Here is a 23,809-nt window from a genome sequence, read left to right on the forward strand (position 1 = left end):
CACTTCCTCAATGTTGAGTGGTCAGTACCCAGCAAGCGAGCTGCTTCACCAATCTTGACTAATCTCTTATCCATAGTATGAGATTATGATAGATAATCATAGATTACTCAATACTGTTTCAAACCCAGTAGTCTCTGCATATCCAAACAATATAAAAGAGTCTATAGACAAGCCCTTGCCATCAGTCCTGACGCTATAGTCCGTCATACAAAAAAGAGTTCAGTAGCCAGCCAGCTCTTTGCTGAAAACCAGAATGCAGTGCTAAAGCCAAGGCTCTTGAGTATGGCGAACCATCTCACTAAAGAAGACTTCAACACATATTTCTTTATTCAATCGACCTGTCGCAAAGACCAGTCTGCTGTTGAGTTTTTGGGCTGGTACGGGTGTCACTCAGTTAAGAAAGAAAACCTGTCCCCAAGACTGTCAGCAATGGAAAACATTCAGATACTGTTGGATACCCGGGACAACAAAAACTATCTGCTGCTTCATAATCCAGACTATGAACAGCAGCCAGTCATATGGTTTTCAGGTATCCATCATTGTCTGAACAACCACCTGCTTCTGGCTTACGATAATCTCTCACACAGGCTCTATTGCCATACCCGGCAGACGGTTTCCACCTCTCATAAAGAAGAGACCACTGAACAGCAACCCACATTAAAAAACATGTTTTCTGAGGAAGAAATCGATGAGTTTTCCTATGATGAGGATTGGGATGACTTGTAAGCCGTGTTCCGCTCGATTACAGCATCTCAGCAAGATCAGTCTCGAACATTAACAATAGTAATGAAAACGCTGCATCTGATAGGGAATCAGCCTGGCATCTGTGCAGGCTGATAACCCTTCCTGCAGTTCTTCCGCTTCTGCAAGAGCAAAGTCGGAACAATGCCCATCGGTTTCCAGCGGTGAAATATAAATTTTGTCTTTTCCGCTCAGGCTTAACTGCTCAATGTACTTTCGAGTTTCAAGCTTGTGTTGGCCATCACCTGTTTCACCTACTCCAGACAAAACAGTCAGTCCTACCGAAATACCTGCGGACTGATAATCCTTAACCGCCTGAGTCACTTTAGACAGATCTGCTGCTTTTCCCAATTGGCCTCTGAGCTCACCCCAGCCGGTTTCCAGACCCACCACCAGCTGAGCAAGCCCTTTACCAGCCAGCAACTGCCACTCTTCTGAACTTCGCTGCACAGAATAGTCAGGATCAGAAAAAGCAGCCATGCCTCGTTTTAACGGCCCCAGTTTCTGTTCAATACTCTCAAGGCAGGCCGTTAAACGACGCTGGGATAAAGCCATGGCATTGGCGGAGCCAATAAAGACACCATCCCTGTCACCCGGCAACTCACCCATTAACTGTTCAACACCGGACAGATGCTCCTGCCATTGCTGATCACTCAATACCCGAAAAGGTTTGTCCTGATAAAACGCACAGAAGGTACAGGCCCGGTTAGGACAGCCTATAAGGGGCTGAACGACAATATCGCGATATCGATCCGGTGGCAGGATCGGTACATCTTCCGGGTAGACCGATTTATACAACTCAGACTACTGACGATAGAAACAGACATCCTGCTTCAAGGCCTGCTCCAGAATCAGCTGCAGAGCGTCATCAAGAGCTTCCTGTCGGATGACTTTTTGTACAACGGAATGGATTCGATCCAAAAGCTCAGCATAAGATTCATCTGATAACCACTTCTCACAGTGGCCCATCACAACACACCCATTCATACAACGCCGATAGAAACCGGTCTCATCTCTAAAGCTGATCCAGCGCCCCTGAGAATCCACCCTCAGACTTACTGCCGCAACGGGCACCTCAACCTTGAAACCTGCCTTCAAAGAACGAATATTGCAGGAATTCGTTGCTGTTTCCTGCCTGATTGACGCAATGAAACCCGTTTCATTGCCATGTAAGGGTTGCATAGATTCGATGCCTGCGATTAAATCATGCCTACTCTCCGGATAGACCACTGCTTTAAAAGCAGTCAGGTCTCTAAATAGTGGAGAGATTCACTGCAGCTATTGTACTGTGAAATCGCCATAAGCAAGAAATACTGCCCAGCAATCGTATAACGAAGTGCATAAGAATCCAGGCAGTTTTCAATAAGAAAGAGCAAGGATGGCAAGCTGTGATGATCAACGGCCTTGAATGCAAAAACAGCCTTGACCCCCTAAGACAGGGTTTACTCTTTGGTGCCGGTCAAATCTCTACCCGTCTGAAGTACATCTTGCTATCAGCCCTGGGCTTCACTTTATTGCTTGTCATGGACACCGTTCAGGGCAAATCTCGCCAATGTGATCATGTCCTGCTTGCCGGTCACCCTAACCTGCCTCCGATTATCTGGGGTGATTACCAGAAGACCCTGGGAGCCGCACCCGAACTGGTCTCAGACATTCTCACCAGAGAAGGTATTCAAGTCGATTCCGATTATCAGGGCGGCATCAACCGGGTTTTAAGAAAGCTCCAGTCTGGTGAAATCGATCTGAACCCGGCCATGGTTCGAACACCCGAGCTGGAAGATAAAGTGCACTTTATCGAGCCTCCTATCTACACCCAGAAATACGCTGTGCTGGTTAGAAAAGGCAAGCACAAGGATCTGAACAGCTGGGACGACCTGAAAAAACTCCTGGGCGTAACGCCCAAAGGCCTGAGCCTGGGCACAGAGTTCGACGAATACGCACGCAAAAACCTCCGACTGATTCGTACCTTTCATGCAAGGCAGGGATTGCTCATGCTCAACGTCGGTCGTGTCGACTACGCCATTTACCCCGACACCCAGGGGGACCTGTTTATGTCCCTGCTGGACTTCGAGGGCCGGTTTGAAAAAGCATCTGTTGATATCGCCTCTTTCAAACTCTACGTCGGCATTTCCAAAAAGCTGGACTGTGAGTTACCCCTCAAGTCACTTTCCGAACAGTTGAATTTCATGCTCAACAGCGGCCTGGCCGATCATACAGTGAACGACAACCTCTACAAATGGATGGACTTCAGCCTGAGCAAACGCCCTCGCTAACACTCACCTGCGAGCCGTCGACGCTGGAACAGGAACTATCACAGGCAGAAGCTTCTTGTACCTTTCTGGAATCTGAGCAACGATTCCATCATACTCTTCCTGGCTCATATTCAGCATCAGCAACCTGACTCTATCGTCCGTCATTACCGGAACATAACCCGGAATATTAAGCTCCAGAACTCTCAACCTCATATTCGTCAAAAAACTTTTAAGTTCTTTAGAAAACGTCTTGCCGGTCTGCAGAATGACTATTTTTTCTCCTGACATCACCAGGCCTTTTAGCATGACAAGGTTGGATTGCAAACTGATATAAACGACATTATTCTTGTGTTTCTTGACGGCTTTTTGGGCTGCTGCGGCCTCTACCTGAACACCTCCCCAGGCAAGTTTCGGTTCATTGATATCCGTCGTCCTGGCAACCGAATGCCCCGCTCTCGCCAGCGCCGAGGATAAATGCCCTCTGCCCGCTGCAATCTCAACTATAGGCAGCCCAAAGGCTCAAGACACTGAGACAACTCCCTGGCAAACCCGCTCGTGAAAATTTGATAAAGACCCACTCGATGATGCAGAAAATCGATGCTTAATCGAAAAAAGTTAATCGTATGTCTTACCCCCTCATCCACCGTTCCAAACAACATAGCTCCTTCCTCTCCCTCCATCATAATGACACCCATCATATTCGCCACAACTGGGATCGGATTCAGACTGTCAGGCACCACTCCCTGAAAAAGATCTTTAAGGTTATGAAGATACTCCTTCACAATGGAAGACTGTTCACTGCTCATTAAATGGCCATCTTCTATTGCCTGAACATAATCCAGCATAGCCACCAGATAGACCTCGGAAGATATCTCTGGACTGATTGTCAGAGGCTCCCCGTTAATGATGGACTGAGTGAGTTCATGAGCCTGCCTGACCGAGTCTGACTGAATCACGGCTTCGTAAATGGACTGAAATGCCTCCATCCCCGGAGGAGGTTCAACCTTCTTTCCAAGGGTATCCGTCTTCACAATCTTTATATCACTGAGCTCCAGCTCTGACACCAGTTCGCCAGGAAGAGACATGCTTCTGCCATTGCTGGCTGCTAAAGCTTGCTTCACTGCGGACTCCAGTCTCTGTGCCTGTTCTTTTGAGAACATTCTGAAAGGGCTTTTCATGACTAAAGAGAAGCCCGTGCTCATCCCGATACTGTGAATATACAACTGAACGGGAGGGTGCCTGTCTTTAAGATCATCCAGACCATTGGCCTCCACATAAGCCCTGAGCTCGGGAGAAAGATAAACACTCACTTTCTCAAGCAGTTTTTTCTCCACATAGAGGTATCTAAAACCACAGGAATAGCTTCCCAGACAAACCTCCAGAACCTCTCTGCCAGAAAGATCCCCCTCCGTAGAAGTGAATATATCGGGCCACTTTCCCCGAAGCAGGCGTTGAAAATCAGCCAGATTCCGGCTTTCAAAGAATGACATTGCCGCCACTCTCGACATCAGAGCCGCCATCTCTTCAGCATTATCAAGTTCGACCAGTACCACTTGAGGCACCGTTTCCACAGCAGATTGATACTTGGTTGGCACCTTCTTCATCAACTCTTTCGACGGGTTATCCACCTCACGTTTAGCGGCCTGATAAACAACACGAAGAAAATCCAGCTTCTCCCCCAGTTCAACCAGACTTCTGGCGATATCCATCACCTGATGACTGCAGTCCGACTTGTCTTGCATTTGTGACAGTCTGTTGAACTGCTCCCAATCCAATAATCCGGCACCATAAAGCCCCAGCAGTATCGAATCATGGCTCATCATGTTGTTTAACCGGCTCCTGACAATAATGGCGGCAACATTCAGGTCGGCTCCCTCACCCAACAATGACTGATCTTTGCCATTGCCAGAAGGTAACTGCCCCCCTTCCGCAGCCCCCTCTCTATGAGCAGCGTCTTCTCGCCCATTGCCCGGCTTTCCACGTGAAGGCGCTTTCTTCACCCCCTGACCTTTACCTCCTCCATGCGCCCCCGAGCCTCCTTTGCCTTTTTTCTTTTTGCCATACAACAAAATGCCGGGGGGCATCGCTTCCAGAACCTGAAACTCTACGCTCTGAGGGATCGCCAACTCGTCCAGAAGCTTTCTCACAAACTCATCATCATCTGAGAATGCAATGCCCTCATCCTGCCTGGCCAACACCTGAGTCAGAACCTGTTCCATCTCAGCCCTTTCTTCCCTTGAACGTTCGCGATTCCTTAGAAAAGCCAAAATACCTGAACGGGAAATGCCATATTCCCTGATCAGCTTTATCCATTGCGAACCGGTTAACACCGTAGAAAAGGACTGCTCTTCATTGAAAATCAAAACCTCCACCAGTAAAGGCTGTTCGTCTTCTCCATCGGAAGCACCATTCTGTTGCAACAACTCAGGCATGAAGACTGGAGTCAGGTCTATATCCAGCTCTATATTCACAAGACTCCTGCCTCCCCGTTTTGGCTTTTGTGGATACTCCCAGGAAGAAGCCGATGACAACCCCCCGTTTTCCAGTGCGGTCGAGCCTGACTGGCCCGACCTTTCAGAAGGATCAGACAAGGCACCGGTGCTATTTTGCAGCAGTGTTGTCAAACGATACGCCAGCTCTGAATACGCGAAAATGGGTTCAATACGTTGTTTAAACTCAATGGCTACACTCCAGAAAGCCTCAGAATGATCACCCGAAACCTGGCTGCAGTGTTTTAGCAAAGTCCCTTCATTCGCCAATTGAATTCGGGCGTCAGGGCTCGCTGGTGTTAACCGATTCAGATAGGAGCCTGTCGGACTTATGCTTTCGAGTATAAATTTCAGTAGAACGAGTCGAATTATTCGATGGATTCGTGAGAATAGTTGACCTATTTAATCGAATTCATCGAATAACTGGGCCGTTCTTTCTGGAATTTAGGCCGAAATAGTCTTAAGTCCGACAGGCTCCTAGTACTGGCCATTGAATTCCCGACTGATAGAAACGTTTCGGTAAACGTCCTCATTCTGATAAAGGGCTGCCGTCGAACAGAGAGTGAGTGGCGGTGCGAAGGCTTCATGACCTTTCCAGTTAACGTCTATCGCCTCGGTCTGATTACCCCATTGCTGAATCGGAAAGGATGCAGTGACCAACATGCCATCATAGTGAATGATTCGGGTATCCGAACCCATGACCTCATCGGCTTCTCCGGCCCACACTAACGATGTCATCATCAGTGCCAGTATTGAGATCAAAAAATAGATATACATTCTTCTTATGCCAACCGACGGAGGCTGATAAAAGTAGCTTATTCAGAGCGATGCAGATGTTTTATTCACCACTGAAACTCCAGGAGCTTCGAGCTAGACGACAATACGTGATTATTCAAATTACTGCTCGCATCCTCCTGCGAACAGCTAAACTACATTCTCAATAATGGTCAGGCCGATCATACGTTGAATGACAACCTCTACGGGCGGATGATTTCAGTCTGAGCAGGCTCCTGATTCCCATCCGCCTTCAATAGGCCTGCCTGGCTAAATCCATTTCACTCAAGTTGTTGAAATCCCATGAGCCAGACACCCCCTCTGCCGTCTGATCCAGACCATAACACCTGGATGGATCGATTCCTGAATACTGTTGAGCGTGTTGGCAACAAGCTCCCAGACCCGTCTTTAATGTTTCTCTATGGCATGATCATTGTCTGGATCTGCTCGGCCGTGCTGGCGCAATTCAATGTCGAAATGATTCACCCCACTACCGGTCAGTCCATTGAAGTCAATAATCTACTGACCGGTGATGCCATAGCGGCCTTCCTGTCGTCCATGGTGACCAACTTTACCGGCTTTGCTCCCCTGGGCATTGTTCTGGTCGCCATGCTCGGGGTAGGGGTTTCTGAAAAGTCCGGCTTTATTAATACCGGCCTGAAGAAACTGCTGGGGGTCACCCATGACAAGCTGTTAACCCCCATGCTGGTTGTTGTTGCAATTCTCAGCCACCTCGCAGCCGACGCAGGTTATGTATTGGTTATTCCCCTGGGCGGCATTATTTTTCATGCGGCAGGTCGCCACCCTCTGGCCGGGATTGTTACTGCATTTGCCGGAGTGTCCGGGGGTTTTGCGGCCAGCTTTGTGCCCACAGGAACCGATCCACTGTTGCAGGGGTTCACACAATCATCCGCACAGATTTTTGATCCTGACTATCTGGTAAACCCTCTCTGTAACCTGTTCTTTACAGCGGCATCAGGCATTCTGGTGGTTCTGGTGGTCTGGTTTATTACCGATAAAGTGGTGGAGCCCCGGCTGGACTGGCACGTGCCCATTGATCACGATGCGGAAGAAGCCACGGATATGGGCAGCTACACCGAGCTGGAAAGCCGGGCTTTCAAACTGGCAGGCCTTGCCATGCTGCTGGGCCTGGGATTGCTGGCTCTTTATGTCTACCCGGAAGATTCTCCCATGCGCTCCCCTGACGGAGAGCTCACCGCCCTTGCAGCGCCTCTGATGAAATCCATCGTGCCGCTGATTTTCCTGATCTTTGTATTACCGGGCATTGTTTACGGGTTGGTGGCAGGCACCTTCGAGAAAGCCAAAGATGTGATTGATGCCATGGGCGAAACCCTATCCGCCATGGGTTCCTATATGGTGATGGCGTTTTTCTGCGCTCAGTTTCTGGCGTCCTTTGGCGAATCCAATCTGGGAACCCTGCTGGCGCTCAGCGGTGCAGAAGTTCTGGAAGCTCTGGATCTGTCTGGCCAGGTCACCATTATTTTTATGGTTCTGCTAACGGCCATTGTTAATCTTCTGATCGGCTCAGCTTCTGCCAAATGGGCATTGATAGGCCCGATCCTGATTCCCATGCTGATGGCCGTGGGCATTGCCCCTGAACTGACTCAGGCGGCCTACCGTGTTGGCGACTCGGTCTCCAATATTATCTCGCCTTTAATGGTCTTTTTCCCTTTGATTGTCGTGTATTGCCAGCGCTATGTGAAAGACACCGGCATTGGCAGTCTGGCCTCGCTGATGATGCCTTACTCTCTGAGCCTGCTGGTACTCTGGTCTATTTTCCTGCTGATTTACTGGTCACTGGGCCTGCCTCTGGGTATTCAGGGGCACTACATTTACCCACCTCAGTAATGTTCAGTTCTGCTCCGAAATCTGGCTAAACCCCTGGGTTTGGCCAGATGCTTCACCGCTTGCCTTGAATCCCACTTCCACAGCTTTGCCTGAAACCGCCTTAGGCAGTTCTACCTATCCCCGCAATAAACGACAGTGTATAAATTCCTACACGCAGGATGACAATAATAAAGAAGGACGGGTCAGAAAATCGCACAGCAGGCGCTGCTCTCAGTAATAACAATCGATCTATCAGAGAAAAATACCGAATGGGAAGTGAACTCTATATCAAAGTGGGACTGTTAATCTCTCTTGCCGTGCTGGGCTGGTTTGTCGGTCGGCGGTTCAGAGTCGATCCAAAGGACATCTCCAGTATTCTGGTTTATGTTATCTCTCCCTTTGTCATCTTTATTTCCATCATGGAGTCTCCGGCAGATATCCATTTTTTCCGATACTCTCTGGCTGCTTTTCTACTCTCTTCCGGCTTTGCACTTCTGGCTTTCTTTCTGGGGAGAACACTCTGGAATGACAGCAAGGCAAACCTTTTCTCCTTTGCAGGAGGCACAGGCAACACCGGATACTTTGCTCTGCCATTGGTGCTCTCGCTGTTTTCTGCAGAGTACGTGGCCATTGCCATCTTTATTATCATTGGAGTGAATCTCTACGAATTCACTGTGGGTTATTACATCACGGCCAAGGGTAAGTTCAGCAACGCCGAGTGCTTCAAAAAAGTGATCTCACTCCCCATTAGCTATGCCGCGCTTTCTGCCCTGACCTTAAAATTCATGTCCGTGTCCGTTGGCAGCTCTGTGGCTGAATTTATGAACAACTTTAAAGGCGCTTACAGTGTTCTGGGCATGATGGTGATCGGTATGACCCTGTCGAAGTTCACCCAGCTCAGGATTGACTGGACCTTCTCTCTCGCCTCCATAGGCTGGAAGCATCTGTTCATTCCCATCCTGGGCGCCTTAATCTTGCAGCTGTTTACCCTCGACCCCCAGGCACTGATGGTCATGCTGGCAACGCCCATGGCCGGCAATGTTGTTGTTATCGCCAAGCAGCTGGATGTTCACCCGGAAGTGGCAGCCTCAACCGTCATGATGAGCACTCTGGCAGCCCTGTTCTCTGTCCCTGTCAGCATTCAGCTCATCAGTGCTTTAGGGTAAGAACGACCTTCTACGGGGAGGTAGCTGATAGCGGCTTCCCCGTCCGCCCTCCAGAATTGATACTTTTGTACCTTGTTTAGCAAGCCTCAACCTGCCTGAGCCCTACCCGCCCGGGGAACTCATCGCGCTCCAGCCACTCTAACTAATCAGCGTTATAACCGTGCGCTTTCCCGGAGCCCGTCTATGCTGGACTAGGAGCCTGATCGAGGGATATCGGTCGAGCATAATGTTCAGTAGAGCGAGTCAGTTTTTCCACTGGGTTTGTGCGAATAGTCATCTATTTAATCCAACCCAGTGGAAAAAGTGGCCGCTCTTTCTGAACGTTAGGCCGACCTGACTATTCCCGATCAGGCTCCTATGGTTAAAGGGAGTAGTTTTAAAAACACAATACCCGAGAGGCTGTAATGTTCAATCTGCATCGAATTCTTGAAGAAATGTCGACCACCGGCTGGATTATTCTGGTTATCTGCCTGCTTGTCTGGATTGCCGCTACCTACCTGATGGGCGAGCTCTCTGACAAGCGCTGGGGCGACAGGGAATCCGGCGCACTGATCGGCTTCTTTGTACCTGGTATCGTTTTTGTCGTCGGCCTTTGTATGCTCTAACCCTCCTTCCTGACTGATTCAGTGCCTTTCAAGGATCAGACAACATGCTGAAAACCTATGCTCTGTGGGAGCTTCCCCTGGTCAAATCACTGGTCGTAGTGATGCTGGCCTTGACCGCCTATTACCTGCTCAGGGTCAAACTGTTCTCCAGGCTGGCCCGGATTTGCGAATCCACTCAGAGTGACCTGGACGACCGGGTCCTCTATTTTTCCCGCAATCTGCTCTCGATCTTCATCATTTTTTTTACCCTGATGACCATTCTCAATATTTATCATATTGAGATCTCTCCCCTGCTGGCCGGTGCCGGTATCTTTGGTGTCTCTCTGGCCCTGGCTGCCCGGGAAACCCTGACCGATATTCTGGCCGGTGTGTTCCTGATTACCGACCGGCCCGTCAAGATCGGCGACCGGATCAAAATCCAGTCCATCGGGGGGCACTGGGGTAGCTGGGGCGATGTGGTGGATATTGGCCTGAGAAGAACCTGCATCCGCAATACCGACGGTGTCAGCATCAATTACCCCAATAATCAGCTGTCCAACTCCATCATCACCAACTTTTCTGACAACAAATCGCCCATTCGGGTGCGCATTCGTTTTCTGGTCGATTTCGATGCCGACATTGAATTGATCCGGGCCAAAGTTCTGGAGATTCTGGATAAAAACCCCAGAGTCTTGCCCGGCACTGGCTCTCTGGTTGTCCGCTCTATTGGCGACGACCATGATCAGAGCTGCGTTTCTGCCATAGCTCTGGAAGCACGCTACCGTATCACCCAGGTGCGCAAGCGAACCGAAATCCGCTCAGAAATTCTGGAAGAGCTGCTAAAAGTCATGAAGACCCACAACATTCCACAACCCCGACTGGCCCTGGAACACTCGCAGGCACTGAAAGACCCCCTCGGTTAGCCCGCTCCCCCTGCTATGACCCGGCTCAATATTTACAGTTCACTGACTGCTGCGTTCATCTCTGGTTAAGACCGGAAAGCTTAATTTGTAGAGCTGTGTACAACGCCGTAACGAGTTTCAGAAAACCACACAGCGACCACGCACTTTCAACAAGCTTTTATTGGACGGAATCTGCCGAGAAAACAACAAATTCAGAAGGCACCCTGACATGGACAACCTGCAGCAGACGCTCAACAGCCTGGATCTCGTCCAATGGACGATTGTGCTCAGCTATTTCATTTCCTGGCTGGGCCTGACGGCACTGGCAGGAAGCATTACCGAAAGAAAATTCGGTCATCGGGAAACCGGGGCCATCGTAGGCTTTTTTATTCCCGGACTTTTATTGTTGATTAAACTTCACCTGATGAAATAATGATTGAAACTGCTGGCTGGTGAGCAGTGTTATTTAAAGTCTGTTATTAAGAAGAAAGAAGGCGTTAATAAAGAAATGAATCAGATCATAAGATCGCCTGTTCGGATAACTTTTTAATCATTTCATTCTTTTCTTGTCTGACCGATCATATTAAACAGTTTAAAAAACGGCGTAATATAAAGCTGTCATTCAATTCACTGAATACCCGATTTAAACCATTAAACCAATCAATGACTGTATATCTTTTCATTTATTCTCTATCTTCAATAGATACCAAGCCTTTTTTGAGCTTGAAGTAATCCATCACAGCTATACTGTCGTCTTGTTCATGACTGTTTCAAGCAATGAACTGCCCTGTTTTTAGCTCATACCTCCCTGCAAAATGTGAGTCCTATCATGTTATCTCTTAGAAACGGCATTTTATTAACACTGCTATGTATTAGCAGATTTTTGCTTCCTGATATCGCATTTGCTCAACACGAAACAGCGGATGAATTTCCTTTCTTCAAACCCGAAGCTAACTCTTCTGCTTCCATGAATGTTCCCGCTGACTGTCGGGGCGTTATCATAGACGCTAATAACAGAGGCGTAACCGGCGTCATTCCAAAACGTTGCAGTAAAAGTAAAACCAAACTAAGTTCCACCCTAAATTCCTTTAAAACAACGTTATCAGAAAACAGTCCAGTGACACCTGTCACCAGGATCTCTTCGGACGAAAACTTGATTTATATTTACACCCCTCTGGACAGTATTAACGAACATCAGATGGCCCTGGCCACATCAACCCCAATAAACACTCCTGATCCCGATGCCTTGATCCTTTTCGGAAACCAACTCATTCAAGGGCAACTCATCTGCCTGGGTGGGGAGTGCTTCGTGACCTCGACAGACACCGATCTTCCATCGGGACTTATTGTTTTTACAAAGTCGTTGGGAAACCAACTCCAGTTAAGAGGCACGACATCAGCAGACGGAACAATAACTCCCACCTCAGTCCCCATAACATCAACCTCCCCCCATTCGCCCCTGGCTTCCATTGACAGTCTTGATGAAATGAGCGGACAGCAGAAAATTCTCACCCTTTCTGATTTTACCGGTGCAGGGCTGTCCCCAGGCGGACAGATCATGGGGAGTCTGGACAGCAACAGCTGGAGTATCAACGGAATTGGCCAGCAACGATACGCTTTCGGCTCTACTTATGAATCCGGTCAGCAAAGCCCCATTGCCGCCGGAGTCTCTCAGGGAGGAATGTACGCTATGCAACATCAGGGGGTGACCTATCTGTGGCTCCAGTCAGACGATCGAAATTTCACTCCGGGCACCGTCACACTGAGAATCCGCAACAATACAGGCCTAGAAATCAATTTCCTGAAAATAGAGAGCGAACTGCTTATCTACAAAGATCAGAGCCCCCTTTCTATCAGAATGAGTTATGCGACCATTTCCCAACAATCGGTTCGGGAACCTGTTTTTAAACGACTTGAAGATCTTTCTTCCCAGCCCCTCCCCATCGAACAACTCAGCAATACAAAGTTAACCGGCTATACCCATCAACCCATTCCAGTGAATGGCGACCTGTATATTCGCTGGTATGTAGCCCCTGAAGCCCCCTGGTATTCCGGCATCACTTATGATGAGTTGGGTATAGGCCCTGTCACCCTGTCATTACCGACGGTTCCTTTGGCAAGACAGCTTCGTGCCGCTGCTAATGAGATGCCTGACGATCAGGGCAGTGGAATAACCCCGGAACCCATGGAGCCAGAAACAACAACGACCACCACTGAAAACAGGATGGAAACCAGCACCTCGATGGTAACGATGGTTGAACCCACTTCCACAGGGATTGCCAGTTCTTCAACACCTGTTCTTCCTGAACCCAGCACCAGTGTCGTAGATGCTGATAAGCCTACTTCCACAGAAGTTTTAGAACCCACTTCATCCAGCATGCCTGAACCCAGCACCAGTTTCGTAGATGCTGATAAGCCTACTTCCACAGAAGTTTTAGAACCCACTTCATCCAGCATGCCTGAGCCAACCAGTGTTGCTATGACTTCATCAAGCAGCCTTGCTGTCGCATCAACCAGTACGGCTATCAGTACAGCTATGGCACCATCCAGCAGCCCTGTTCCCGAGTCAACCACTGTGGCTATGGCTCCATCCAGTAGCCTTGCTCCCGAATCAACCCGTTCGGCTATGGCACCATCCAGCAGCCCTGTTCCCGAGTCAACCACTGTGGCTATGGCTCCATCCAGTAGCCCTGCTCCTGAACCAACCAGCGCTGCTCTGACTTCATCCAGCAGCCCTGTTCCTGAACCAACCAGTGCTGCTATGACTTCCTCCAGCAGCCCTGTTACTGAACCAACCAGTACTGCTATGACTTCATCCAGCAGTTCTGTGACTGAACCAACTCTTGTTGCTATGGCACCATCCAGCAGCCCTGCTTCAACCTCCATCAGCGATGCTCAGATGCCCGGATCCAGCAGCTTTGCTTCAGCCTCCATCAGCGATGCTCAGATGCCCGCATCCAGCAGCCTTGCTTCTGCCTCAACCTCTGTTGCTGTATCTCCTTCCTCAACAACAACGCCGGTTGAATCAGCAAGCACCACCCAACAGGTAGCTCCATCACCCACTGGAACTCCCACCCCTCAACCTCCTACCGATGGCGCCACAACAAACTCCGGCGTGTCCACAACCGGCAGCTCCAGCTTGTTCTACACAATGGTAATGACGGTTGGAGGCTTAGCGATTAATTACCTGTCGGGGGGGCTTTTTTAGTACTGCACACAGTGTCTGATAGCAAAACGCCATCCGAAAGGATGGCGCTCTGAGATTCACCCGCAAAGCCAGGAGCAGAGGTTTCCTGGTTTTGCGGTCAGGCTATTGGCCTTGACTCAGGTGGTGGTCTCCACCTCCCGGCGACTCTCATAACCGGGCTCCGGGATCCTGGCTGTTTCCATATCCGGCCTTTTCTGCCCGGTCCAGATCCAGCGACAGCCCGACTTGATGTCTTCGATCACCAGATACAGCGCAGGCGTCAGTATCAAGGTAATGGCCGTGGCGAACAAAATACCAAAGCCCAGTGACACCGCCATGGGAATAACAAACTGTGCCTGCAGACTCTGCTCCAGAGTAATCGGCACCAGACCCAAAAAGGTTGTTAATGAGGTGAGGATAATCGCCCGGAAGCGTTCCTTACCAGCCTGCACCGCTGCATGGTAAAGACTCATGCCCTGATCCCGGCCCTTGTTGATAAAGTCGACAAGAATAAGACTGTCGTTTACCAAAACACCGGCCAGAGCAATCAGACCAAAGATCGACATCATACTCAGCTGCAGTCCCAGGATGAGGTGACCAATCACCGCTCCCACCAGACCAAAGGGAATAATGCCCATAATGATCATTGGCTGCAGGTAAGACTTCAGCGGAATGGCGATCAGTGCATAAACCAGCAACATAGCCATGGTCGTGAGCACCAGCAGCTGTTGCAGGGAATCCATCTCTTCCTTGGTGGCACCGCCCAGCACAATATCCACTTCCGGATAGCGGGCTTTCAGTTCCGGAGCAAAGTTGTCCATCACATCGTCCACTACCGTCTGGGTGTCCAGTGTTTCTTTATCCAGATCGGCACTCACCGCCAGTGAGCGTTTACCATCCGTGCGTCGTATGAAACTGGCGCCCTCGCCTTTTTCCACAGATGCCACCTGATAGAAAGGTACCTCGTTACCATCGGCGGTTCGAATCCGTACTTTTTCCAGGTCGGTCAGGTCGTTCCGTTCTTCCGGTGGGTAGCGAAGAATCACTTTCACCTCTTCCCGACCGCGCTGAATCTTCTGCACTTCTTCGCCATAAAAGCCCTGACGAATCTGGTTACCCAGGTCCGCCAGACTCAAACCCAGAGCCTGGGCAGAAGGCAGAATATCCACCACCACTTCGTCGGCGGATGCGTCGGCAGAGTTTTCCACATCAAACAGCCCTTCGTAACTGTTCAGATGTTTTTCCAAAGCGCCCGCAGCCAGATCCAACTGTTTGCTGTCCGATCCGGTCAGACGGAAGTAAACCGGCTTGGAGCCCCCGGCATTCTGCCCGGAAGAAAAGGTTAACTGCTTGACCCCGAGAATCTCACCGGTTTCTTCCCGCCAGAGGTTGGCGGTTTCTTTGGGTCCCAGTGTCCGGGTTTCATTCTTGGTCAACTCCACAAAGACAATGCCTGTGGTATCGCCCTGGCTCCACAGCATCATGCCGTCAAATAGCCCGGACTCGTCCGGATGACTGTCACGATACTCTTCGTCAACCTTGAACATGCTCTGTTCAATCCGGGTCAGGGCACCGTCACGTTCAGCAATGGAACTGCCGGCACTCATTTCCAGCTCAACCCGAATAAACTCACTGGGCACTTCCGGGAAGAAGGAGAAACGGATCAGCGGACTCTGGATCACCCCGACCAGCACTACCATTAACCCGACAAATACGCTGATGGTGAGGTAACGATTCCTGACGGCCGCCCCAATCAAAGGCAGATAACGGCGCTCAACAAAACCTTCCATCCAAAGGGCAAAGCGATCCTGAATACGGGTCACCAACCCTTTTTTCGCCGGGTTCTGCTCCAGCTTTTTCATATGGGCCAGGTGGGCGGGAAGAATCATTTTTGATTCCACCAGAGAGAAGATCAGGCAGAAAATCACCACCAGTGAGATCGCGGTAAAGAAAGGCGCACCGGAACCCTCGATCATCAACAGCGGTATAAACACAGCCATGGTCGTTAAGACCCCGAAGGTAGCGGGCACCACCACCCGCTTTACCCCGGCCACTACATTTTCGGGCGTGTGACCATGCCGCGATATCTGGGTATAGACACTCTCGCCAATAATAATGGCATCGTCCACCACGATCCCCAGCACCAGGATAAAGGCAAACAGACTGAGCATATTAATGGAGACCGGCATAAAGCCATTGGGCATTAACCAGATAGCCCCGAGGAAACACACCGGAATACCCACAATCACCCAGATTGCGACCCGAATACGCAGGAACAGACTGAGCAGCAGGAATACCAGAATGGCTCCGTAGAACATGTTCTCCATCATCATGTCCATACGGCCCTGCAGATAATGGGAAATGTCACCCCAGATCTTCACTTCCATGCCCTGGGGCAGGCTGGCCTTGCGCTCGTCGAGATACGCCCGCACTGCTTTGGACGTTTTGATGTCGTTCTGCTCGGTTTCCGAAACAATTTCTATGGCGACAGCGGTTTTACCATTGAAGCGGATCAAGCCCTGGCTTTCTTCAAAGCCGTCGTGAATGGTGGCAATGTCGGACAACAACAAACGACTGCCGTCCGGGTTGGTACGAATTTCAAAGTCGTAGAAATCAAAACCCTTGTAGGCCTGACCCCGTGTTTTAACGGCAATGTCACCGTCGTCGGTTTTAATGGAGCCACCGGCCACATCAATGGACGACGTTCTCAGGGCACGGGCCACCTCATCAAAAGTGAGCCCGTACTGACGCAGCTTTTTCTCGGACACCAGAATCGAGATTTCCAGACCACTCTCGCCCAGCAGATTGGTGCTCAGCACGTCTGGCAGAGTCAGCAATTCGTCTTGCAGGGTCTGGGCCATGCGCTGCAGCGAGATGCGATCCATATCACCGTACAGAGAGATATAGAGCACCTGCTCATTCTGCTCCAGCTTGGTGACAGTGGGCTCTTCGGCATCGGTGGGCAGGTTAGTGACCCCCTCCACCGCCGTTTTTACATCGTCATAAAGCTGGTCAATGTCGTAACCGGATTCCAGCTCCACCCGGAGCCGACCATAACCTTCCCAGGTAATGGACACTACTTTTTTAATGCCGGTAATGTCCCGCAGGGATTCTTCCAGCTTGATCAGTACCCCCTGCTCCACATCTTCAGGGCCTGCTCCCGGGTAGATAACTTCTACCTGCACCGTGTTCACGGCAAAATCGGGAAACATTCTTTTTTTGATGGTGACAGCCGTCATCAGACCGGCCACCACAATCATGATCATTAGCAGGTTGGCGGCCACCGAGTTATTGGTGAACCAGGCTATAAAGCCTTTCTGGTTTTCTGTCGTCTGCTCCATGGCTTACCCCTCACTGTCTGTCGGGACAGCAAGACCTGCTACCGACGGCTCGGGATCGATAAGACGCACCCGCATGCCCTCAATAGGATTGGCCAGAGGAGTAATGGCGATCCGGTCGCCTTCTGACAGCCCCTGCTTGAAGTAAACACTGGCTTCGTCGGCATAGACCGGGATGATCCGGCGAAAATGCAGGCTGTTGTTTTCATCCACGACCAGCACTCGGCCATCGCCATAAACCGCACTGCGGGGAAGATTAAACAGCCCCTCCAGTTCGCTGCCCAGAATACGGGCATAAACAAAACTGCCTGCCTTTAAAGGGAAACTGTCATCGTCGGAAGACAAACCGTAAGGGTCGTCCACTCGGGCTACGACATAGTGCATACGACTTTGTTCATCAACCACACCTTCTACCCGATCCAGGCTGGCTTGCCAGGTCATTGTCTGACTGCCCATGGATTGGGAAAGCTCCACCGCAACCGGCTCTTCCACCACTTCTCCGGCCGAAGGCAGATCAATAAAGTTGAGATCAGAAGGTTTCAGGGACAACCGGACTTCAGCATCGGCAATGGCAAAAATGGAGCCCGCCTGGATACCCGTGGTGACGTACTGACCCAGGTTGACACTGCGCTCACGCACCATGCCATCGTAGGGAGCACGAATGCGCGTGCGCTCAAGATCGCGACGGGCTTTTTCCAGCTGGGCGCTGGCCGCCATGACATTGGCTTTGGCTTCGGCTACAAACGGTTTACGCAATAACAGATCGGGAGCGTCGGCCAGTGACCGGCCCGAACGAGTCCAGTTCTTACGTTCGGCCTGGGCTTTGGCGCTTTCCTCCTGAAGACGTGCCTCACTGGCAGTCAGGTTCGCTTCTGCCTGGCGTACCGCCACACGATAATCACTGTCGTCAATACTGGCCAGCACATCCCCTTTCTGGAATACACCACCACTGACAAACTGGGAAGAGACTTCGGTGACAACACCGGCGACTTCAGCAACAAGAGAGGTTTCTATGGAGGGACGGACCACGCCCTGGCTTTCTACCGTGAAACTCAGGGTTTCGGGGATCATAACCCGAAATTCCACCAGAGGATCCACTGCCAGTTCTTCTTCCTTTTTGGGGGGTTTGGACCAAGTCGACAGACCGTACGCAATACCACCGCATACAGCCAGAACCGTCAGAGAGACCACTGTCTGACGGAGAGCGTTGTTTTTTGCCATGTTACCTGTCCGTGGGACATTTATAATTATGATAATCCTGTCGCACAGTACTGGATGAAAGTGCCTGAGTCCAGAACTGTGAAACAGTATCTGTACTCCGGCCATGAGATCCTGTAAAGCATCTTTCACTTAATTTACATATTACTCATTTATCCTCGGCCAACCGGCATTACTTTTGCTTATGATTTTGTGTATTCTCGACCGCTTCACAATTTAAGTAGCTGGCATTAAGCACCGCTGATAAGGACGACAGCCTGGTGAGGGCGGTAGCGTGCCTGAATGCAGAAGAAGTATAAATAATGAACAACGAGATCCAGCTGTTACCGGCCAAAGCCGATGATATGAACATCATCGAAAACCTGTTTCCCTATTACATTTACGAGATGTCGGACTTTTTGCAGAGAGCGCCCTCCCAAGAAGGCCTTTTTACTTTTAACCCGGAATCACTCACCCCATACCAGGAAAGCGAAGACCATTACCCCTTCCTTATAAAGTGTAATGATGAAATAGCCGGCTTTGCCCTGGTCAGACATTACCCAGCCGATCCGAGTCTATTCGATATGGATCAGTTTTTTGTGCTGAAGAAGTTCAACGGACTGGGTGTGGGTCGTCAGGCCTTTAAGGCTTTGGTTGATCAGTTTCAGGGCAAGTGGCAGGTTCGGGTGCTTAAAGAGAATGAGCAGGGGCTGGCTTTTTGGGGTGCTGTTATTGATGGGTTAACCCGTGGGGATTTTGTTCGGCGGGTTGCGCTGGATGAAGAACTGCCTATGTGGTTTTTTTGGTTTGATGGTGGTGACGTGGACAGACCTGAGTTCGAGTAATAACAGATGAAGTAAAAACTCACTCGCGGCTTATTCTGCTCAACAGATAGAAAATAATATAGATCATTGATAAATATAACTTTTTTAGAGATCTGAAAAAGTGGGATATGACTCAAGTGAGTTAATTGCCCCTGTTTTGGGGGGGGATGCTGTGTGTGTGAGTGTGATATCTCATATTACTTGCTTGGGTTTTAATGGCTGTTAGCTGCTTCATCACAATCCCTGCAACATTCCTCACAATCAATGATCATTAAAATCGGTAAGAGCAAAAAACAGACCTATGGTCTTGCTGTGAGGCTGAGCAGTGGATATGCCAATGAGTGGCATGATTTTTGGCTGTAGTGTAAATTTAGTGCTTCAGTAAGAATGCTCAGGACTGTATCATCTCAGGTTGCTCTTATGGGCGTTGCTAGCAATATCAGAGAGAATGGATTTTTCACATGGCGAAATGGCCTGATCACTACCCAGAGCAATGTCCTCCAGAGTCAGCAGAGTCTGTATCTGGTAAGGTCTATAGATTTGTTAATCGTACCAATCCGAAGGAAAGAGATTTCAAATCGAACTACGAACAGAGGCCAGGAACAGACTGGGGAAATCAAGGCTGTCAGGCTAGAGGGCTCTCTGTTTTCAGAACCATCGAGGCATGTGACGATATGGCAGAGCAAGTTCCAGCTTTAGCAAAGAAAAAGCTAGCTGTTGCTAATCTCAGTCAAAATGATGGTGTTATTGCTGAGACGCCATCTAGAAATTCAAGCGAGCACAATACGCTTTGGCCGTTAGTGGATGCAAAAGAAATGGCTAGCAGGTTCAAATCTGTAGATATCGAGGAGGCTGCAAATGCTTAACCTCCCAATGAACACGCTTCTTGGTGAACTGAAAATAGTTAATACTTTTCAGTATTTTGATATTCCAAGAATTTTTAGCTGCAAAAATAAAACAGGTACGCAGTACTTAGTCCTTTCAACATTTGATGACTATGATTCATTCGAGTGGATATATCTGCCCATTTCTAATGACAGACTTGCATCAGTTATAAGTCAAAAAATCACACTTCGAGAAGCATTTCAGCTCCCTGAAGATGGCTATATATTCTTCGTAAAGTCTAATTTTTATGGAGAAGCTGAAGTCGAATACAAATTCCCTGAGCAAATTGATAATGCCGACTTGCCGAAAGACGGTGTTTTCTTAAAATGTGATGAACCAGTTTCAATAGAATCAGATTGTATAAATGCAGTTGAGGCAGCGGTATCCTCAAGAAGAGAAATCTTTAACATGCACTTATATCAAATTGACAGCAAACTACCTGAATATGAAGCTAAGGGGTTTGGTTCGATTCTTATATCATTCCAAGACTTGGTTGACTCATTAGGACAATACTGCAATGGTGAACCAACGCTAAAGGGGCCAATATCCGCTGAAATATTAACAGCCACTAAATTTAAGGCCACAAAAATATTTAATGGTTCATTCGGTATACAGTTAAGATCCGACTCTTCTAGCGATCTGTTTTCAAACTCATTAGCATCTGATGCTATAAATGAACTGATTAATCTCCTTGAAACTGGAGATAATGAAGACTTTATCAGCAATAAATTGCACGAACTGCAAGGACGAGTCGCATCAAAATATAAGTCTTTTTTAAAGACTCTTGCTAAGTTAGATACGCCTCTCAAAGTAAATTGGGGGTCACCAAACCTTGAAAGAGGCAAAGATCTCAAACTGGACAAGAACACTATTGTGAATGCTTATAAGGCTGTTAGTAAAATTGATATCGATATGTCAGAAGCTACAGTATTTAAAGCGGAACTCTTAGGACTTGATGTCAAAACGAAGCGCTACAGGGTTCGAAATATAGCTGAAAATGAAGATTATTCTGGAAAGATTTCAGAAGAGTCAGTTAATAAAGTAGAGCATTCTGAGATTAATGGTATATATGAAGTTACCTTGAAAAAGGTTATAGAGACAAACTCATCTTCAGGTGCAGAATATACCAAATGGATTCTCACCGACCTACAGCAGCTAACAAATAAATCCAGGTGACGCCTACGGCGCACCTGATTTAGGCGTTATGTGGCGGAAGTTCAGTGTAGCCTCAAATACGTAACCATCGTACAGGTGGAAAGAAAGTTAAGGTTCGAGCCACTCTGTTGGTTTCATAATTGGCATTCAGGCATTGTCTTCTGCTTTATTCGTGCCATGCCAAAATCAGCATTTTGGTTATGTGACCTGGCAAGTTGGCTACTTTCTTTCCAACCGTGCCATGCCAGTTCAAAGGCTTCATAGTTGGTCAGTTTCGAACAAATCTGGCAAGCAAACCCGGAATCAAAGCTTTACGTGCAAGCCAGCAATCACTGCCCTGCCCTTCATATTGGGCACATGACGGTTAGTTCAGAAAGGTTCGAACAAAATAAATAGGACACCCACAAATTTGCTCTCACCCCATACCAGGAAAGAGAAGACCACTACCCCTTCCTTATACAGTGTAATGATGAAATAGCCGGCTTTGCCCTGGTCAGACATTACCCGGCCGACCCGAGCCTATTCGATATGGATCAGTTCTTTGTGCTGAAGAAGTTCAAGGGGTTGGGTGTGGGTCGTCAGGCTTTTAAGGCTTTGATTGATTAGTTTCCGGGCAAGTGGCAGGTTCGAGTGCTTAAAGAGAATGAGCAGGGGCTGGCTTTTTGGGGGGCTGTTGTTGATGAGGTTTCTGGTGGGCGTTTTGTTCGGCGGGTTGCTGATGATGATGGGTTGGGGATGTGGTTTTTTGGGTTTGGGGGTGAGGATGCAAGAAATGCAAATAACTCACACGCGGCCTATTCTGGGCAATAGGAAAAATAGCTTATAGCCTATTGAAAATTAATGTCTTTTCGAGACAATGGAAAGTTGAGGTATATCTCAAGTGAGTGAATTGTCCCTGATTTGGGGGATATGCCGCGTGCGCGTAATATCCAATATTGCTCGTTTGATTTTTAATAGCTGTTGAACTAAGCGTTAGGCACTTATATCTACATCGAGTAAACCATGAAAAAGTCATACCACATTTCAGGCACAGGTAAAGTAACGACTTATAATTGGATGTTTAAGGCAGCAAGGCTAGCTTTGGAAGAAGGCAATAGAAATGAAGAGGGCCAGTTTTTTCATTCAATGAACACTATTGTCTACTCTGCATTTGCTTTAGAGGCTTTCTTTAACCATCTTGGTGAGCATTTCTACGATGACTGGAGTAAGAGGGAAAGAAAACTATCAAAAAGGAAGAAATTCATTACATTTCTGGAAAAATGTGAAATAAAATACGATCTCGATAAAGAACCTTTTAGCAGCGCAATTGAAGCATTTGCATTTCGAGATCAACTAGCTCATGGAAAAACTGAAGAAGTAGAGATAAGTAAACCTGTTGAATTAACAGAACAAGAAGAAAGGTTCTTCACAATCGGTAATGATTGGACAGAGTTTTGTAAAATAGAAAATGCAAACAAAGTATTTTCTGATACTAAGGATCTGATTAGTAGAATGTTCATTGCTGCTGATCTGGGAGATCATCCATTTTTACAGTTCCAAAGTAGTGTATACAACAAGAGCCTAACAAAGGGCTCAAGTTCGTTCCAGGGCTAAAGCCCTTCCACCCGACGCGTCTTCGGCGCGCGGCTTAGCCCGGCGTTAGGCATTTTAGAGAGTTCATACATTGAGTCAAAGATTACCTAAAAGACATAGGACTCATCAGCTTGAAGCTGAGTCTGTTTTAGAAATTCAGAATGCAATTCCATCAACATGGGTTTATAGAACACCTGAATATGACTATGGAATAGATGGTGAAGTTGAAATTTTCGATGACGAAGGCATAGCAACAGGAAACAAGTTTTTAGTACAGCTCAAAGCAACTGACCAGGAAAAATTAAGTAAGGCCTTAAAACTTAGATTGCGTATTGAGACAAAAATAAAAATAATAAATAGGACACCCACAAATTTGACAGCCCCCTAACCTGCTCTCAAACCGTGAGATATTGCCAATTTCATAAAGGATGGTCAGCGCTAGGATATCGCCTACTCCATAGATGGTTTTCAACAGAGAATAAATAGAGAATAAATAGGACACCCACAAATTTGCTGAAGAAGTTCAAAGGACTGGGTGTGGGTCGTCAGGCCTTTAAGGCTTTGGTTGATCAGTTTCAGGGCAAGTGGCAGGTTCGGGTGCTTAAAGAGAATGAGCAGGGGCTGGCTTTTTGGGAGGCTGTTGTTGGAGGGTTAACCCGTGGGAATTTTATTCGGCGGGTTGCGCTGGATGAAGAGCTGCCTATGTGTTTTTTTTGGTTTGATGGTGGTGACGTGGGCAGACCTGAATTAGAGAAATAGCAGATGAGGTAAAAACGTAACTGCTCAAAATTCGTAGGCAGAGCGGTTCATGAGCTGAACAGATTTTTCCCGCACCATGTCTGATAACCGGGGAATAGTTCCAGTCCCGGAGATTCGATCCTTCAGATATCTGGAG

21 protein-coding genes and 2 pseudogenes are annotated in these 23,809 nt (G+C 48.4%); 15 read left to right on the plus strand and 8 right to left on the minus strand.

Annotated features, from left to right (window positions below; genetic code table 11):
- Positions 1–282 precede the first annotated feature (282 nt).
- Positions 283–726, plus strand: a complete 444-nt coding sequence (locus ACR2PX_RS18615) for a hypothetical protein (RefSeq protein ID WP_434000860.1) — start codon at positions 283–285, stop codon at positions 724–726.
- A gap of 48 nt (positions 727–774) precedes the next feature.
- On the opposite strand, the gene ACR2PX_RS18620 is transcribed toward ACR2PX_RS18615, so the two are convergent.
- Together ACR2PX_RS18620 and ACR2PX_RS18625 are read right to left on the minus strand one after the other, a co-directional pair.
- Complete coding sequence (locus ACR2PX_RS18620; protein ID WP_434000861.1) at positions 775–1,539, minus strand: hypothetical protein; 765 nt, start codon at positions 1,537–1,539, stop codon at positions 775–777.
- A gap of 6 nt (positions 1,540–1,545) precedes the next feature.
- Positions 1,546–1,923, minus strand: coding sequence for a hypothetical protein (locus ACR2PX_RS18625; RefSeq protein ID WP_434000862.1), 378 nt, complete (start codon positions 1,921–1,923; stop codon positions 1,546–1,548).
- Positions 1,924–2,132: 209 nt separating this feature from the next.
- Between ACR2PX_RS18625 and ACR2PX_RS18630 the strand changes: the two genes are divergently transcribed.
- Positions 2,133–3,014 carry a substrate-binding periplasmic protein gene (locus tag ACR2PX_RS18630; protein ID WP_434000880.1) on the plus strand — a complete coding sequence of 294 codons (882 nt, stop codon included), beginning with the start codon at positions 2,133–2,135 and terminating at the stop codon, positions 3,012–3,014.
- Positions 3,015–3,017: 3 nt separating this feature from the next.
- Here ACR2PX_RS18630 and ACR2PX_RS18635 read toward each other — a convergent pair whose 3' ends face one another.
- From ACR2PX_RS18635 to ACR2PX_RS18645, 3 genes are all read right to left on the minus strand, one after another.
- The gene (locus tag ACR2PX_RS18635) at positions 3,018–3,281 is read right to left on the minus strand and encodes a hypothetical protein (protein WP_434000863.1); all 264 of its coding nucleotides are present in this window, start codon (positions 3,279–3,281) and stop codon (positions 3,018–3,020) included.
- Between the two features lie 212 nt (positions 3,282–3,493).
- Positions 3,494–5,734: a hypothetical protein gene (locus ACR2PX_RS18640; RefSeq protein WP_434000864.1), complete on the minus strand. Its 2,241-nt coding sequence runs from the start codon at positions 5,732–5,734 to the stop codon at positions 3,494–3,496.
- Between the two features lie 225 nt (positions 5,735–5,959).
- Positions 5,960–6,259, minus strand: a complete 300-nt coding sequence (locus ACR2PX_RS18645; protein WP_434000865.1) for a hypothetical protein — start codon at positions 6,257–6,259, stop codon at positions 5,960–5,962.
- A gap of 300 nt (positions 6,260–6,559) precedes the next feature.
- Here ACR2PX_RS18645 and ACR2PX_RS18650 point away from each other — a divergent pair, with 300 nt between their 5' ends.
- The 6 genes from ACR2PX_RS18650 to ACR2PX_RS18675 all read left to right on the plus strand — a co-directional run bounded on the left by ACR2PX_RS18650 (position 6,560) and on the right by ACR2PX_RS18675 (position 13,964).
- A complete protein-coding gene (locus tag ACR2PX_RS18650; protein WP_434000866.1) occupies positions 6,560–8,125 on the plus strand; it encodes an AbgT family transporter in 1,566 nt (521 codons plus the stop codon).
- A 158-nt stretch (positions 8,126–8,283) separates the two neighbouring features.
- A complete protein-coding gene (locus ACR2PX_RS18655; RefSeq protein WP_434000867.1) occupies positions 8,284–9,270 on the plus strand; it encodes an AEC family transporter in 987 nt (328 codons plus the stop codon).
- Positions 9,271–9,674: 404 nt separating this feature from the next.
- On the plus strand, positions 9,675–9,875 hold the full coding sequence (locus ACR2PX_RS18660; protein WP_434000868.1) for a hypothetical protein: 201 nt from the start codon (positions 9,675–9,677) through the stop codon (positions 9,873–9,875).
- A 44-nt stretch (positions 9,876–9,919) separates the two neighbouring features.
- The gene (locus ACR2PX_RS18665) at positions 9,920–10,777 is read left to right on the plus strand and encodes a mechanosensitive ion channel family protein (protein WP_434000869.1); all 858 of its coding nucleotides are present in this window, start codon (positions 9,920–9,922) and stop codon (positions 10,775–10,777) included.
- A gap of 208 nt (positions 10,778–10,985) precedes the next feature.
- Positions 10,986–11,189 (plus strand): hypothetical protein, encoded by a 204-nt coding sequence (locus ACR2PX_RS18670; protein WP_434000870.1) that lies wholly within the window; start codon positions 10,986–10,988, stop codon positions 11,187–11,189.
- 450 nt (positions 11,190–11,639) lie between these two features.
- Positions 11,640–13,964 (plus strand): hypothetical protein, encoded by a 2,325-nt coding sequence (locus tag ACR2PX_RS18675; protein WP_434000871.1) that lies wholly within the window; start codon positions 11,640–11,642, stop codon positions 13,962–13,964.
- Between the two features lie 116 nt (positions 13,965–14,080).
- Here ACR2PX_RS18675 and ACR2PX_RS18680 read toward each other — a convergent pair whose 3' ends face one another.
- A complete protein-coding gene (locus tag ACR2PX_RS18680) occupies positions 14,081–17,284 on the minus strand; it encodes an efflux RND transporter permease subunit (protein ID WP_434000872.1) in 3,204 nt (1,067 codons plus the stop codon).
- Positions 17,285–17,287: 3 nt separating this feature from the next.
- Positions 17,288–18,502: an efflux RND transporter periplasmic adaptor subunit gene (locus ACR2PX_RS18685; RefSeq protein WP_434000873.1), complete on the minus strand. Its 1,215-nt coding sequence runs from the start codon at positions 18,500–18,502 to the stop codon at positions 17,288–17,290.
- Positions 18,503–18,801: 299 nt separating this feature from the next.
- Here ACR2PX_RS18685 and ACR2PX_RS18690 point away from each other — a divergent pair, with 299 nt between their 5' ends.
- The 6 genes and pseudogenes from ACR2PX_RS18690 to ACR2PX_RS18715 all read left to right on the plus strand — a co-directional run bounded on the left by ACR2PX_RS18690 (position 18,802) and on the right by ACR2PX_RS18715 (position 23,302).
- On the plus strand, positions 18,802–19,323 hold the full coding sequence (locus ACR2PX_RS18690) for a GNAT family N-acetyltransferase (RefSeq protein WP_434000874.1): 522 nt from the start codon (positions 18,802–18,804) through the stop codon (positions 19,321–19,323).
- Between the two features lie 440 nt (positions 19,324–19,763).
- A complete protein-coding gene (locus ACR2PX_RS18695; protein ID WP_434000875.1) occupies positions 19,764–20,168 on the plus strand; it encodes a hypothetical protein in 405 nt (134 codons plus the stop codon).
- Positions 20,161–21,363 carry a DUF6575 domain-containing protein gene (locus ACR2PX_RS18700; protein WP_434000876.1) on the plus strand — a complete coding sequence of 401 codons (1,203 nt, stop codon included), beginning with the start codon at positions 20,161–20,163 and terminating at the stop codon, positions 21,361–21,363. The genes ACR2PX_RS18695 and ACR2PX_RS18700 overlap by 8 nt, the downstream gene beginning before the upstream one ends.
- 411 nt (positions 21,364–21,774) lie before the next feature.
- Positions 21,775–21,948, plus strand: a pseudogene (locus tag ACR2PX_RS18705) (GNAT family N-acetyltransferase); the annotation flags it as partial.
- A gap of 396 nt (positions 21,949–22,344) precedes the next feature.
- Entirely contained in the window at positions 22,345–22,935 is a 591-nt protein-coding gene (locus ACR2PX_RS18710; RefSeq protein ID WP_434000877.1) for a hypothetical protein, read from the plus strand.
- Between the two features lie 70 nt (positions 22,936–23,005).
- Positions 23,006–23,302 carry a DUF4365 domain-containing protein gene (locus tag ACR2PX_RS18715; RefSeq protein WP_434000878.1) on the plus strand — a complete coding sequence of 99 codons (297 nt, stop codon included), beginning with the start codon at positions 23,006–23,008 and terminating at the stop codon, positions 23,300–23,302.
- Positions 23,303–23,305: 3 nt separating this feature from the next.
- On the opposite strand, the pseudogene ACR2PX_RS18720 reads toward ACR2PX_RS18715, so the two are convergent.
- Positions 23,306–23,389, minus strand: a pseudogene (locus ACR2PX_RS18720) (transposase); the annotation flags it as partial.
- A gap of 35 nt (positions 23,390–23,424) precedes the next feature.
- Here ACR2PX_RS18720 and ACR2PX_RS18725 point away from each other — a divergent pair.
- On the plus strand, positions 23,425–23,673 hold the full coding sequence (locus ACR2PX_RS18725; RefSeq protein ID WP_434000879.1) for a hypothetical protein: 249 nt from the start codon (positions 23,425–23,427) through the stop codon (positions 23,671–23,673).
- Positions 23,674–23,809 lie beyond the last annotated feature (136 nt).

This window comes from Endozoicomonas sp. (genome assembly GCF_051008435.1).
Taxonomy (GTDB): domain Bacteria; phylum Pseudomonadota; class Gammaproteobacteria; order Pseudomonadales; family Endozoicomonadaceae; genus Endozoicomonas_A.